The organism is Methylophaga sp. UBA2513 (genome assembly GCF_002341285.1).
Classification (GTDB): Bacteria; Pseudomonadota; Gammaproteobacteria; order Nitrosococcales; family Methylophagaceae; genus Methylophaga; species Methylophaga marina.
Window position 1 is genome coordinate 1 of sequence record NZ_DDNT01000001.1, and the last position, 14,260, is coordinate 14,260.

Below are 14,260 nucleotides of genomic sequence, written 5' to 3' on the forward strand. Positions count from 1 at the left end.
CCTCATCAGCAAGAGGAGCGCATTCTACAGTGAATTGAGGAGACGTCAACAGGAAGATTTTCCCTTTGACATCTCTATTGACGTAGATGTCTGAATTACTGTGTTTTTTTAATTGCTTTTTTGCATGCTAAGCTAGAGATTCGCATAGTATATCTATGTATAGAGCAGAATATCCGCTTTGCAGAAATGCATTCTGCTTATTATTTATTTAAGCGTCACCCAGGCAATTTTCTTTTTACCTGCTTGGATAAGATACTTTCCTGTACTCAATTGGAGAGTGGGCTCTACAACACTCCAGTCAAGTTTCACACGGCCGTTATTAAGCATATCTTTCGCTTGTGCTGAATTAGCTACTAGGTTGGCTTTGTTGATCACGGCTCCAATTGCCAACTCGACCTGACCATCCAGTTCAATTTCTATTTCTGGTGTTCCCTCTGGCACCTCACCTTCTGTAATGACGTTACCTGCACCTTTATGTGCATTGGCTGCCGCTTCTTCTCCGTGAAATCGTGCAACGATCTCACGTGCCAGCTCAATTTTGACATCACGCGGGTTTGCTCCTTGTTCTACCATTTCTTTTAAGCTGTCTATCTCTTTAATAGTCTTGAATGATAGTAGTTCATACCAGCGCCACATGAGTGAGTCTGGAATAGACACAATCTTCTGAAACATTGTGCCAGGGGCTTCGGTGATACCGACATAATTACCCAAAGACTTAGACATTTTCTTCACACCATCCAAGCCTTCTAATAATGGTGTCATGATCACGACTTGAGAGTCCTGCCCTTCCGCTTTTTGTAATTCACGCCCCATTAATAGGTTGAATTTCTGATCTGTTCCCCCTAACTCGACATCAGCTTCCAGTGCGACAGAGTCATAACCCTGTACTAATGGATAAAGAAATTCATGAATCGATATAGGCTGGTTCGCTTTAAAGCGCTTCTTGAAGTCATCTCGTTCAAGCATGCGTGCCACACTTAATTTACCTGCCAACTTAATCATGAAGTCAGCACCTTTTTCATTAAACCATTCAGAGTTGAAACGTATTTCCGTTTTCTCAGGGTCTAAGATTTTGAACACCTGTTCTTTATATGTCTTGGCATTTTCTTCAATTTCTTCAGGAGTCAGTGGTGGCCTAGTTGCACTTTTCCCAGTTGGGTCGCCAATGAGTCCAGTGAAATCACCAATCAGAAAAATTACGGTATGTCCCATTTGCTGGAATTGGCGTAGTTTGTTGATGAGGACAGTGTGACCTAAATGTAAATCAGGTGCTGTAGGATCAAACCCAGCTTTTATTCGCAGTGGTTTACCTGATGATAATTTTTCGACAAGCTCGCTTTCAACTAAAATTTCTTCCGCACCACGACGAATTTCAAGCATCGCATCATCTACAGGCATCATTTAGATTACTCCAAGTTCTTGTGTTTTATGAGGTCGGCAATATTATCACAACATACATAAAATAAGGGGTTCCAATTCTGATCAAATATTGAGAGAATTGGGAGAATTTTTAATTTCACCAAGAGTTTGCATATGAAACGTAATAGACTTTTGAACTCCAGAGCTGAATCAAGACTGTTCTCAAGTGACAAAAAATTCCATGGCAAACGACATCACTTCATCACCTTATCCATAGCAAGCATCGTTGGCGTCTTCGTGACCAGTATGGTTCTTGCCACCAGCACCCCAGTAAATACAGATACCAAATCACAAACAATCAACTTGCCAGGCCAAATTGGTAACGAACGTATTGAAACGTCTGATTCCCTGACAGAGCAAACAACGCAAATCACCTTAGCCCCTCCAACGACAGAACTAAACAATAACCCTCAAACTGACTTAGTAGAGGTACCTGATTTAGAGAACAAACCTGTTACAGATCCTGCTGAGCTCGAGCGAATCGCACTTGAAAAAGCTCATCTTTCTGAGCTAGACCAATCAAACGATGATAACGACATCGAAACTCCAGCGGATGAAACACTAACTACTTCATCCATAGAATGGAAGCAGGTTACAGTTCAATCTGGAGACAACCTGTCACTGATTTTTCCTAAAGTTGGCTTGTCAGCTCGAGATGTTTTCAATGTCGCTCAGACAGGGAAAGCGGTAAAACCGCTATTAAACCTAAAACCAGGACAAGAAATTCGCTTTGGTCTGAGTACTGATAACGATGGCAATACAGAATTAAAACAGCTTGAACTTGTTTTCAGTCCCATTAAAACCTTGCAGCTAACAGTAACTGATGATGGATACAAAGCAGAAACACTGACCAAAGAAACGGAAAAACGTCAAAAACAAGTCTACGGAGAAATTGAATCTTCACTATTCGGCTCAGGTTTAAAAGCTGGTCTGTCAGACAAACTAGTGATGGAACTAGCACATATTTTTGGATGGGATATCGACTTTGCTTTAGATCTTCGTCAAGGTGACAGTTTTAAAGTCATTTTCGAAGAAGACTATCTTGAGGGACAAAAATTTGATGATGGCGATATATTAGCCGCTGAATTTACGAACAGAGGCACAACGTTTCGGGCTGTCCGTTATACAGATACAGAGGGTAATACTCACTACTACACCCCAAAAGGTGAGAGTATGAGAAAGACATTTACCCGAACTCCTGTTCATTTTAGTCGAATCAGTTCTTTGTTTAATCCTAATAGAAAACACCCTGTTCTAAAAACGAGTCGCCCTCATCGTGGTGTCGATTATGCGGCCCCGACCGGCACACCAATTTTGGCCACAGGCAATGGTAAAGTCGAATTTATTGGAAATAAAGGTGGCTATGGCCGTGTAATTATCTTGTCTCACGGTGGTAAATACACAACGCTTTATGCTCATATGTCGAAATTCAAATCAGGATTAAAACGTGGCCAACGAGTAAAGCAAGGACAAGTGATTGGTTACATTGGAATGAGTGGCTTGGCAACAGGACCCCATCTACATTATGAGTTCCGTATAAATGGTGTACATCACAACCCTCTTACGGTTGCTTTACCAAAGGCTGAGCCTCTTAATGCTAAGTATATGGCCGATTTTAAACAAAAGTCACAGACTCTACTTGTGCAGTTGGAATCTCTCAAGGTGCCTACACTGGCCATGAACCAACATTAAAATTCTATGAGCTTATATATTGGTGTTATGTCTGGCACCAGTCTTGATGGTATTGACGTATCGATCACAGACTTCAGTGATGATCAAATACAACTTGTTGCAGCGGAAACCTATCCGTTCAGTGAGCAATTAAGACGAGACCTTCATCAGCTAATCGCTACAGCGAGAACACATTTACATCAACTCGGACAGATTGATATCGCACTTGGTCATGCCTACAGTGAAGCAATCAACCAACTTCTTGATGAAACACAAATCCCGGCTAATCATATTGTCGCAATAGGCTGTCATGGACAAACTGTTTTTCACGCGCCTGATTGTCGATATCCATTTAGTATGCAGATTGGCAATGCCAATGTGATTGCTGAAAAAACAGGCATTACGACAATCACTGACTTCCGTCAGCGTGACATGGTTCTGGGTGGACAAGGTGCTCCCTTAGTACCCGCCTTTCATCAAGCTTTATTTCACTCTCATAATGAAAACAGAGTGATCGCCAATATTGGCGGTATTGGTAACATCACTATCCTGCCGAAAGATAAAAAAAACGTAGTGTCCGGCTTTGATACGGGTCCCGGTAATGTTCTGATGGATGAGTGGTACCAACAGCATCATCTCGATTTATATGATGCAAATGGTGATTGGGCTCGTGATGGCACTGTGGATGAGGAGTTACTTGATATCCTCATGATGGACAGTTTTTTTGGTCAAGCGATCCCCAAAAGCACTGGCAGGGAATATTTCAACCTGAAATGGCTAGCCAATATACTGACGCAGGTTGATAAAGCGATTCCCGCTAAAGATATTCAGAAAACATTATTGGAAATGACGGCACGTTCAATTACAGACGCTATCACTACCTATGCGAAAGACACAGATGCCGTATATGTTTGTGGCGGCGGTTCGCATAACGAAGTTTTGATGAATGCCTTGAGAAAACACTTGCCTGATATCAGCGTAGAGACAACGTTAAAACTAGGGCTTGCGCCTGATTGGGTTGAGGCTTGTGCCTTCTCATGGCTGGCCATGCGAACATTAGCTCACCAAGCTGGCAATCTTCCAGCCGTTACCGGCGCAGATAAGCCAAGCATACTAGGTGCTATTTATCCATCCAACATCAATTCATAGTCCATATAAGTCATAAATTGTTGTTCAAGCTTTACTTGTTTATCTATTCGTAGTTGGCATATCCAACCAGTACCAAATGGATCATGATTGATAAGGTTTGGCGTTTCATTCAGGGATAAGTTTAGTTTGGTGACCGTGCCAGTGAGGGGGGACAAGAACTCCGTTGCTGACTTCAAAGACTCAATCACAAACAATCTCTCAGCCTCATTGTATGTTTTGTTAGTTGTAGGCATTTGTATATAAGTAATATCACCCAGTAAATCCTGATAAAACTCAGTGATTCCTAAGGTTATTTCATCAGGGTCGAGTGTATTATCAATCCAAATATGCTGGGAGGTATAAAACCGTTTCAACTGATGGTTGTCGCTAGCATCTGCCATACAAAATATTCAATGCTTTTAACTTATTTGCATTATCTGAATTAAACATATCCCAGTTAAACTGCCATAACCAATTGCCTTCTATGGTTCCAGGAACATTCATACGATGTTTACCATCAAGTGATAAAACATCCTGCAAAGGTAGAACCGCTAGTTCGGATACTGACCTCAGGGCAGATCGAATGAATAACCAAGGCATTGATTCTGCAGTCTCGCCAAAATAAGCATGCACATGATTTTTTGTATGTTCATCAAGCTGATGATACCAACCCAGCGTTGTATTATTATCGTGCGTACCTGTATAGGTAACACTATCTTCACACTGATGATGAGGTAAATAGGGGTTTGAAGCATCACCCCCGAAAGCAAATTGGAGAATTTTCATACCTGGCATACCATATCTCTCACGCAGCTGGGTCACTTCATCAGTAATAATGCCCAAATCTTCAGCAACCAGTGGTAGTTCACCAAAATAAGCTAATAAGGAATCGAATAGCTGTTCACCAGGCGCAGGCTTCCACTCCCCATCTATAGCCGTTTCACAACTCGCAGGAATTTCCCAGCAGGATTCGAATCCACGGAAATGATCAATACGTATCAGATCAAATAACTCAAGTTGTGTTTTTAATCGTCGTTTCCACCAATCAAAATCTTGTTGAATATGGTTCTGCCATTCATACAAAGGGTTACCCCATCGCTGTCCTGTCTCAGAAAAATAATCTGGCGGAACGCCAGCAACACGTGTTGCCACTCCTTGCGAATCAAGTGTAAATAAGTTTGGTTCAGCCCAGACATCAGCACTGTCGTGAGCGACAAAAATGGGCATGTCCCCAAATAGCTTCACTCCATTTGCATTAGCGTATTGGCGTAACAGCCCCCACTGACAGAAAAAAATATATTGTTCAAACCGACGAATCATTAAAGCTTCGTCACGTTCTGTTTTGATTTTATTTATGGCGTCAGGTTGTCTGTCTCTCAGCTCAACTGGCCAGTCGAACCATGCTCGTGCTTGATTAAGATGGCGAATTTCACGGAATAGTACGTAGTCATCCAGCCAAAATTGCTGCTCCTGACAAAATTCATTAAATAATTGTTTATCAGCCTCAGTCGCATTTTTTATGAACTGTCGGTATGCAGTCGCCATCAGTCGGGACATCTTCGTGTCGTTTAGCTTAGCGGGTTCTGCCCAGGCTTGTGATTTGAGTATGTCGCGTGAAATAAACCGGTTGTTGCCCGCATGAGCAGAAAGACATTGATAGGGTGAACCATCTTCATGGGTAGGTCCGAGAGGTAGCATTTGCCAGACGGTAGAACCCGAAGCACACAAGAAGTCTATGAACTTGAAGGCATCAGTGCCTAAATTTCCCGATGGCAGGCTCGTTATGTGTAAGAGAATACCGCTTCGTCGTTTATTAAATACTTTTGCTTGAGCCACTATTTAGCTTCCACGTCGCATGGTACCGCCCTGCTCTGCGCCGACGCCACCTTGAGAAACAACTTCCGAAAGTTTCTGGGGAACAACTTCACCCAGCATCTGATAAAGATTCGATAAGTGGAGACGATATAAACGTTCGAAATCACTGACACTGTCAGCAGAATTATAGTCACCAAACCACCAGAACCAATCCGATCCTTCACAGATAGCTAACTGTCGCTCTAACGCCAACTTCATTTCAGGTTCAAAGGTTTCATTATCCAGTACTTTATCAAATGTTTTTTTTGCATCACTGAGTAGGTCCCAAGCTCGGTTTTTATCCTTGTCACCAATCCAAGTGGAATAGGTTCCATATACCCAGCTACCGCCCATCATTTTGGGAAGCTCAGCTGCTTGAACACCATTTTCAAGACACTCACTAAAGGTAGTAAGTTCAATATCGGGATGCTCAGACAAGTTTCGATAAAGACTCTGTAAAAAGTAGTAGCCATTGTAGGAGTAGTACTCCCAGGCGTTTTCACCATCAAGAATCACAGAAACAACCCTATCGTCATCCCCTTCTGTGTTCGCTTTTATGTTTTGAATGTGATGAATAAAGTCATTGACTGCATCATCTGCGCCCCATTTTGTATAGGTAAAGCCAATCATGTCAGATAAGCCATCATCTCTATAAAAACATACAGGTGATGTGTCGGGTAGCTTGTATGGTTTATGTATACTGGCATCAGCCATACCAGAGAGCTTTAAACTGTTACGAAGCACATTTTCACCCGTTGCAGCCCAACTAAATCCATGTTTTGCAATTAAGGTTAATGTGTCTTCAGATACGGCGCCTTCTGATGGCCAACACCCTTTTGGTTTAAATCCAAAGAAAGACTCAAAGACTCTCACCCCCTCATCCATATGCCAATGTGCGCGTTGCTCACCTCCAGGGTAGTGTGTCTCTAGAGGAAGATCAGCATCGGGCATGGCTTCATGCGTCGAGTTCATATCCAGTAAAAGAGGGATAATAGGATGAGCATAAGGTGTGACAGATAATTCAACGCGCCCGCTTTCTGCTAGACGACGATAACGCGGAAGCAAATCTTTTAAGAGCTCACCAATCACTATCATCAACTGCCGCCTATCATGAAATGTATAATGACGACCTTTTTTCATCAATGCCTGAATACGAACATCGCTTCGTCTAACTGACTCGGCCATCCAAACCAAGTGATACCAGACCAGCATATCAATCATAAACTGATCATTCACATAGTTAAGACGCTCTGGCTCATTCATCAACCAACGAGCCATTTTGACTAACTTGGCAAAATGTGGAAATGGTTGAATCAGTTTTTCCTCGTTAGCGCGTAAGCATGCATTAATCAATGTCTTACGCTCCTCGGCATGCACCGGCTGAACGGGAGAATCTAATGCGATGAGTAATGGATCTTTCAGCCGCCCCGTACCTTTGAAGCGTCCCTGTAACTGTTCATCATAATCGGCAAGTTGCTCCAGTAACGTCGGGGCAAAGTTCACCACGGCTTTAGCACCAGGCACATTTTCTAGATGCCATGCCATATCAACATAGTCTTTAATAGCATGAAGATACGTCCAGGGTAGCTGATACATGCCACCCATAGGCTCGCTATATTGTGGCTGGTGCATGTGCCAGCATAGTACGACTTTAATTTTATCTGACATAACGATAATTTTGTCCTAGCATTTCTGGCGTGACTAAAACCACACCATTAGGAGAGACGTAATAACGTTTTGCATCTTGTTCCAAGTCCACACCGATAACTGTACCTTCTGGTATAACACAGCCTTTATCGATGACCACTCGTTTCAAAACAGAATGTCGGCCGATGGTCACATCTGGCAAGATAACGCTATCTTCAACTAATGAATAACTGTGAACTTCAACGTTCGAGAACAACACAGAGTGTCGAACGGTAGAGCCGGAGATGATACATCCACCTGACACCATCGAATCTACGGCCATCCCTCTTCTGTCATCATCATCGAAAACAAATTTTGCCGGCGGCTGTTGTGCTTGATGTGTCCATATAGGCCAATCATCATCATACAAGTTCAATTCAGGTGTAACACCAATCAATTCGAGATTGGCTGACCAAAAAGCATCAATAGTACCCACATCACGCCAATAGCCCGGGTCATTTCCCTGAACATCTTTGTATGGGAAAGCAACGACTTTATAATTTTTAATCAAGTTAGGAATAATGTCATGACCAAAGTCGTGACTAGAAGTGCGAGTATCAGCATCTTTAATTAGCTGCTCGTACAAGAATGCCGCGTTAAAAACATAAATCCCCATGGATGCAAGCGCTACATCCTCTCGCCCAATAATGGGAGTCGGCTCATCAGGTTTTTCATTAAACGCAACAATACGTCTATTTGCATCGACCGACATGACCCCCAGCGACTTGGCCTCTTCGATAGGTACCTCTATACAGCCAATGGTCATATCAGCATTCTGCGCGACATGCTCAGCTAGCATATCACCATAATCCATTTTGTAGATATGATCGCCTGCCAAAATCAATACATATTCCGGACCGTGATTTCTTAAAATATCTATATTTTGATATACAGCATCAGCTGTACCGGCATACCAGCCTCTTTCATTTCGTTGTGACGCGGGTAATAACTCCACAAACTCTCCCAGCGCACCTCGCATAAACCCCCAGCCCTGCTGGACATGTCTGATTAGTGAGTGAGCCTTGTACTGGGTCAGTATGCCTACACGTCTAATGCCTGAGTTCACGCAATTCGACAAAGGAAAATCGATAATTCTGAACTTCCCTCCAAAAGGAACTGCGGGTTTAGCACGCCAGTCTGTCAGTTGTTTAAGCCTCGAACCACGACCGCCGGCTAAGATTAATGCCAAGGTATCTCGTGTAAGACGGCTGACAAAACGGGTACTATTGTTTTCACTCATAGATGAATTCTCCGGCAAAAAACCTATTATTTGTGCTGTAATATTGTTAGCCTGCCACAAGCGAGCTACATACAGCAATTAAAATTTACAGGACATTATGACGATGATTTTTGACAACAATTTGAATGAAGACATCATTAAAATTATAGAAGCACGTCATCATGATCCTTTCAGTGTTCTAGGGCTCCATCAAAACGCCGGGCAAGCCGAAATCCGTGCCTTTTTGCCTGATACAGACAAGGCATTTATAGATGGCGAATTACCCATGCAACGTGTTGAAGGAAGTGACTTTTTCTTATGGAAAGGTCCACAGGAAACGATTAAATGGCCCTATAAAATTCACCGTCACCGCCATAATGGTGAGCAAATCGCATATCATGATCCCTACAGCATCATGCCTCAAATATCAGATTATGACCTTCACCTTTTTGCAGAAGGTAAGCACTGGCATGCTTATAAAATTCTAGGTGCGCACTATTATGAAATAGAAGGAATCAAAGGCACCTTATTTGCAACATGGGCACCCGGCGCAGAACGTGTCAGTGTGGTTGGTAATTTCAATCAGTGGGATGGTCGACGTCATCCAATGCGAGTCAGAGGCGCCACTGGCGTATGGGAACTGTTCATTCCCGAGCTGATGCCAGGTGAATTATATAAGTTCGAAATTCGTAGCCGTCAAGGAGGCTCTTTACATCTTAAGATGGATCCTTACGGACAACAATGTGAGCTAAGACCTGGAACAGCCTCAATCGTCAGCACTCCAACCACTCACCAGTGGATGGATGAAGAATGGCTGACCACTCGTGAACGAAGTAATTGGCTGCACACGCCACATTCTGTCTACGAAGTGCATCTTGGTTCCTGGAAGCGTCATCAGGATGGGCGATTTTATAATTACCGTGAACTCGCCGATGAACTCGTTCCCTACGTGAATGAGATGGGTTTTACTCACATTGAATTACTACCGATTACAGAGCACCCTCTCGATATTTCATGGGGCTATCAAACCACAGGCTATTTTGCACCTACCAGCCGTTTTGGTAAGCCTGATGACTTCCGGTATTTCGTTGACCAGTGTCACCAGCACGATATCGGTGTGATCTTAGACTGGGTACCGGGCCACTTTCCTAAAGACGCACACGGACTTGCCAAATTTGATGGAACAGCCCTTTATGAACACGCGGATCCGAGGCGTGGTGAACATCAAGACTGGGGCACACTTATCTTCAATTACGGAAGAAAAGAAGTCTTTAACTTCCTTTTATCCAGTGCTTTTTATTGGCTGGAAGAGTTTCATATCGATGGGTTACGCGTCGATGCCGTCGCCTCAATGCTTTACCTCGATTACTCAAGAAAAGAGGGAGAATGGTTACCTAATCAATATGGTGGCCGTGAAAACCTTGAAGTTATCGAGTTTTTCAAACATGTGAATAGCGTACTACACAGTGAACATCCTGGCTGTATTATCACGGCAGAAGAGTCAACCTCATACCCAATGATTTCACGGCCAACAGATATTGGTGGTTTAGGTTTCTCAATGAAATGGAACATGGGCTGGATGCACGATATTTTGGAGTATATGCAACAAGATCCGATACATCGCCGCTATCATCATGACGATCTGACATTTGGCCTCTTGTACGCTTTTACAGAAAACTTTGTACTGCCCTTCTCACACGATGAGGTAGTTCATGGCAAGCGTCCCATGATATACAAAATGCCGGGCGATGAATGGCAGCGATTTGCCAATCTGCGACTGCTTTATACCTTTATGTTTAGTTACCCAGGTAAGAAACTGCTGTTTATGGGATGTGAATTTGGTCAAGGCAGTGAATGGAATTGTGAAAAAGATTTAGACTGGTATGTACTGGACTACCCTGTGCATCAAGGGCTAAAGAAATTAGTCGCCGACCTCAATACCACCTATAAAAGTCAACCCGCTTTGTATAAGCACGAATTCGAGCCACAAGGTTTTGAATGGATTGACTGCAATGATAGAGAACATTCGATTTTAAGTTATCTACGCAAAAATGATGAAGAATTTATCATTGCAATATTTAACTTTACGCCAGTCCCCCGAGATAATTATAGACTCGGCGTGCCTGAGCTTGGAGAGTATGAAATTATTATCAATTCAGACTCAGAGTACTACGCAGGAAGTAATTATCATAACCCCAGTATTATCTCAGCTGAACAAACGGCTTGGTCAGATAGGCCTTATTCAATTCAGCTGAATTTACCACCACTTTCTGGGCTAATATTACAGAAGAAACATTAATAAATTTGAACAGGAATGATTCCCCCTGAGTTCTCAGGGGGAAGATTAAGCGATTTTTGTTACTGTCTTAACTCGCGAATGAGTTTAATCAAGTGCGTTGTTGAGCTATCGTGAGCAGAAATATCAGCATCATCTTTCAACTCTGGCACGATCGCTTTTGCCAATTGCTTGCCGAGTTCCACGCCCCATTGATCAAAAGAGTTAATATTCCAGACAACCCCTTGAACAAATACTTTATGTTCATACAAGGCCACTAACTGTCCCAACATCTCAGGCGTTAATTTAGGGAATAGCAATACATTGCTTGGTCGGTTACCCGGGAAAACCTTGTGCGGTAATAATGCTTCGAGTTCTTTTCCTTCATAACCTTCTTTAACCAGCTCAGCACGCACTTCCTCAGCGGTTTTGCCTTTCATCAATGCTTCGGCCTGTGCTAGACCATTCGCAAGCAGAATAGACTGATGATCACACTCTGGATAATGACTATTCACAGGTAAAACGAAATCGACCGGAATTAATTGCGTGCCTTGATGAATCAGCTGGAAATATGCATGTTGCCCATTGGTACCAGGCGTGCCCCAAATTACAGGACCTGTTTTGTAGTTAATACGTGCACCAGAACGGTTAATAAACTTGCCGTTGCTCTCCATATCAAGTTGCTGCATATGGCTTGGAAAACGAGCTAATGAGTGATCATAAGGGACAATGGCTTGCGTTTGTGAATTAAAGAAATTCACATACCAGATCCCCAGCATCGCCATAATGACAGGAATATTTTCTGCTAAAGGCTGCTCACGGAAATGTTTATCCATTTGATGACCGCCATCAAGCAATCGCTCAAAATTATCCATTCCCGTATACAAGGCGATGGGTAAACCGATGGCACTCCACAAGGAATAACGACCACCAACCCAGTCCCAAATTTCAAACATGTTCGCAGTATCGATACCAAACTTGGCTACTTCAGTGGCATTGGTAGACACTGCGACAAAATGTTTGGCCACATCTTGCTGTTTCCCTTTTTTCAGAAACCAATTTCGTGCTGAATGAGCATTGGTAATTGTTTCCTGAGTGGTAAATGTTTTTGAAGCCACAACAAACAAGGTTGTCTCAGGATTCAATTTTTCTAAAGTTGTGCTGAGATCAGTACCATCGACGTTTGAGACAAAATGCACGCCCATACCCTCGATGCCATAAGGTTCAAGCGCATCACAAATCATCGCTGGCCCCAGATCAGAACCGCCAATGCCGATGTTTACGATATCGGTAATTTTCTTACCGGAGAAGCCCAACCATGTGCCATTGTGTACTTGCTCACAAAAGTTACGCATTTTTTCAAGCACAGCATTAACCGTTGGCATAACGTCCTTGCCATCTACCATGACAGGCGTATTACTTCGGTTTCGAAGGGCAGTATGCAAAACAGCCCGGCCTTCAGTGTGATTGATCGCTTCACCTTTGAACATACGCTCAATCCAGTCTTGTAGCTCAACAGCCTCAGCCAACTGAATTAACTTATCTACGGTCTCTTGGGTGATGCGGTTTTTGGAGTAATCCAGTAACAAATCACCACTTTTGATTGAAAATCGTTCAAACCGGCTTGAGTCCAACGCGAACTGTTCACGCATGGATACGAATTTCAGGTCAGAATAGTGTCTGACCAAAGACTGCCATTCAGGTATATTCAAAGGTGTCATAGTTCTTAGATTTCTTGTATTAGTTATAATTATTGACTGAGGAATGAAGGCAGATCAGCCCACTTTATGGTCTGCTGCTCCCCTGTCTCCATGGTTTTTATACCGATTGTTTGGCTGGACACTTCATCATCTCCCAGAATAAGTGTCCAACGCGCTCCGCTTCGGTCTGCGCGTTTAAATTGGCTTTTAAAACTACCACCACCACAGTGGCTAATCAACTTTATGCCAGGAAGTTCATCACGCAAACGTTCCGTTAATAATGGTGCTTGTGCCATTGCCTGTTCACCGACAGCAACTAAGTAGGCATCAGTTTGTTTAATATCCGGTAATGATTGGGTTGCTTCGAGCAGTGCGACAAGTCGCTCCAGACCAATAGCAAAACCAATCGCTGTGGCGCCTTTTCCACCCAATTGAGCCACTAAACCATCATAACGGCCACCAGCACAGACAGTACCTTGTGAACCCAACTGGTCGGTTACCCATTCAAAAACGGTTTTTCCGTAATAATCCAAACCTCTGACCAGCCTTGGATTAATTTCGTAGTCAATACCAACACTATCGAGGATCTGACATAACTGTTCAAAATGCAGCTTAGATTCATCATCCAAATGATCTATCAGTTTGGGGGCCGCTTCATTTAATGCCTGCATTGCAGGATTTTTACTATCCAGAATCCGTAGTGGATTTGAGTGTAGACGTCTTTGGCTATCTTCATCGAGTTCAGCTTGGTGCTTTTCGAAATAGGCAATTAAAACTTCGCGATAAGCTATTCTGGCTTGAGTACTTCCAAGTGAGTTTATCTGGAGAGTCACACCTTTCAGACCTAACGCTTTCCAAAGACGCGCTGTCAGCATAATCATTTCAGCATCGATATCTGGGCCATCGAAGCCATATGCTTCTACACCCAACTGATGAAACTGGCGATAACGGCCTTTTTGCGGACGTTCATGACGAAACATCGGCCCCATGTACCAAAGGCGTTGCGTTTGATTCAGTAAACCGTTTTCCATGGCAGCACGAACACAACCTGCTGTCCCTTCTGGACGCAACGTTAAACTGTCTCCATTGCGGTCCTCAAAGGTATACATTTCTTTTTCTACAATGTCTGTGACTTCACCAATGGAGCGTTTAAAAAGCTCTGTTTTTTCGACAATCGGAAAACGAATTTCTTGATAACCATAACCAGCAAGGACATTTTTCAAGGTCGTTTCTATGACCTGCCAGTATGGTGTTGTTTCAGGAAGAAGGTCATTCATTCCTCTTATAGAGCGGATTATCTCTGCCACG

10 protein-coding genes are annotated in these 14,260 nt (G+C 43.1%); 3 read left to right on the forward strand and 7 right to left on the reverse strand.

All coding sequences use genetic code 11. The features are described from left to right. Window positions 1–204 precede the first annotated feature (204 nt). A complete protein-coding gene (gene tyrS, locus B3V56_RS00005) occupies window positions 205–1,401 on the reverse strand; it encodes a tyrosine--tRNA ligase (RefSeq protein ID WP_289282467.1) in 1,197 nt (398 codons plus the stop codon). Window positions 1,402–1,533: 132 nt separating this feature from the next. On the opposite strand from tyrS, the gene B3V56_RS00010 reads away from it, so the two are divergent. Both B3V56_RS00010 and B3V56_RS00015 read left to right on the forward strand, forming a co-directional pair. Beyond that, window positions 1,534–3,111 carry an OapA family protein gene (locus B3V56_RS00010; protein ID WP_289283817.1) on the forward strand — a complete coding sequence of 526 codons (1,578 nt, stop codon included), beginning with the start codon at window positions 1,534–1,536 and terminating at the stop codon, window positions 3,109–3,111. Between the two features lie 6 nt (window positions 3,112–3,117). Further along, window positions 3,118–4,239, forward strand: a complete 1,122-nt coding sequence (locus tag B3V56_RS00015; protein ID WP_289282469.1) for an anhydro-N-acetylmuramic acid kinase — start codon at window positions 3,118–3,120, stop codon at window positions 4,237–4,239. Here the strand turns inward: B3V56_RS00015 and B3V56_RS00020 are convergent. Genes B3V56_RS00020 through glgC form a run of 4 tightly spaced genes read right to left on the reverse strand, consistent with a single transcriptional unit; the run spans window position 4,215 to window position 8,998 of the window. Beyond that, window positions 4,215–4,619 carry a glycine cleavage system protein H gene (locus B3V56_RS00020; protein WP_289282470.1) on the reverse strand — a complete coding sequence of 135 codons (405 nt, stop codon included), beginning with the start codon at window positions 4,617–4,619 and terminating at the stop codon, window positions 4,215–4,217. The genes B3V56_RS00015 and B3V56_RS00020 overlap by 25 nt on opposite strands. Next, window positions 4,606–6,054, reverse strand: coding sequence for a 4-alpha-glucanotransferase (gene malQ, locus B3V56_RS00025; RefSeq protein ID WP_289283818.1), 1,449 nt, complete (start codon window positions 6,052–6,054; stop codon window positions 4,606–4,608). Before malQ ends, B3V56_RS00020 begins: the two co-directional genes overlap by 14 nt. A 3-nt stretch (window positions 6,055–6,057) precedes the next feature. Beyond that, entirely contained in the window at window positions 6,058–7,740 is a 1,683-nt protein-coding gene (locus B3V56_RS00030; protein ID WP_289283819.1) for a glycoside hydrolase family 57 protein, read from the reverse strand. Continuing rightward, a complete protein-coding gene (gene glgC / locus B3V56_RS00035) occupies window positions 7,730–8,998 on the reverse strand; it encodes a glucose-1-phosphate adenylyltransferase (protein WP_286304256.1) in 1,269 nt (422 codons plus the stop codon). Before glgC ends, B3V56_RS00030 begins: the two co-directional genes overlap by 11 nt. Window positions 8,999–9,095: 97 nt before the next feature. Between glgC and glgB the strand changes: the two genes are divergently transcribed. After that, window positions 9,096–11,276 (forward strand): 1,4-alpha-glucan branching protein GlgB, encoded by a 2,181-nt coding sequence (gene glgB / locus B3V56_RS00040; RefSeq protein WP_289283820.1) that lies wholly within the window; start codon window positions 9,096–9,098, stop codon window positions 11,274–11,276. A 59-nt stretch (window positions 11,277–11,335) separates the two neighbouring features. Here glgB and pgi read toward each other — a convergent pair whose 3' ends face one another. Further along, window positions 11,336–12,973 carry a glucose-6-phosphate isomerase gene (gene pgi / locus B3V56_RS00045; RefSeq protein ID WP_286304254.1) on the reverse strand — a complete coding sequence of 546 codons (1,638 nt, stop codon included), beginning with the start codon at window positions 12,971–12,973 and terminating at the stop codon, window positions 11,336–11,338. A gap of 29 nt (window positions 12,974–13,002) precedes the next feature. Next, window positions 13,003–14,259 (reverse strand): histidine--tRNA ligase, encoded by a 1,257-nt coding sequence (gene hisS, locus B3V56_RS00050; RefSeq protein ID WP_286304253.1) that lies wholly within the window; start codon window positions 14,257–14,259, stop codon window positions 13,003–13,005. Window position 14,260 lies beyond the last annotated feature (1 nt).

Excerpts from the sequence above, each read along its gene's own strand:
- tyrS (WP_289282467.1), bottom strand. The coding sequence starts at position 1,401 with ATGATGCCTGTAGATGATGCGATGCTTGAAATTCGTCGTGGTGCGGAA.
- B3V56_RS00010 (WP_289283817.1), top strand. The coding sequence starts at position 1,534 with ATGAAACGTAATAGACTTTTGAACTCCAGAGCTGAATCAAGACTGTTC.
- B3V56_RS00015 (WP_289282469.1), top strand. The coding sequence starts at position 3,118 with ATGAGCTTATATATTGGTGTTATGTCTGGCACCAGTCTTGATGGTATT.
- B3V56_RS00020 (WP_289282470.1), bottom strand. The coding sequence starts at position 4,619 with ATGGCAGATGCTAGCGACAACCATCAGTTGAAACGGTTTTATACCTCC.
- B3V56_RS00030 (WP_289283819.1), bottom strand. The coding sequence starts at position 7,740 with ATGTCAGATAAAATTAAAGTCGTACTATGCTGGCACATGCACCAGCCA.
- glgC (WP_286304256.1), bottom strand. The coding sequence starts at position 8,998 with ATGAGTGAAAACAATAGTACCCGTTTTGTCAGCCGTCTTACACGAGAT.
- glgB (WP_289283820.1), top strand. The coding sequence starts at position 9,096 with ATGACGATGATTTTTGACAACAATTTGAATGAAGACATCATTAAAATT.
- pgi (WP_286304254.1), bottom strand. The coding sequence starts at position 12,973 with ATGACACCTTTGAATATACCTGAATGGCAGTCTTTGGTCAGACACTAT.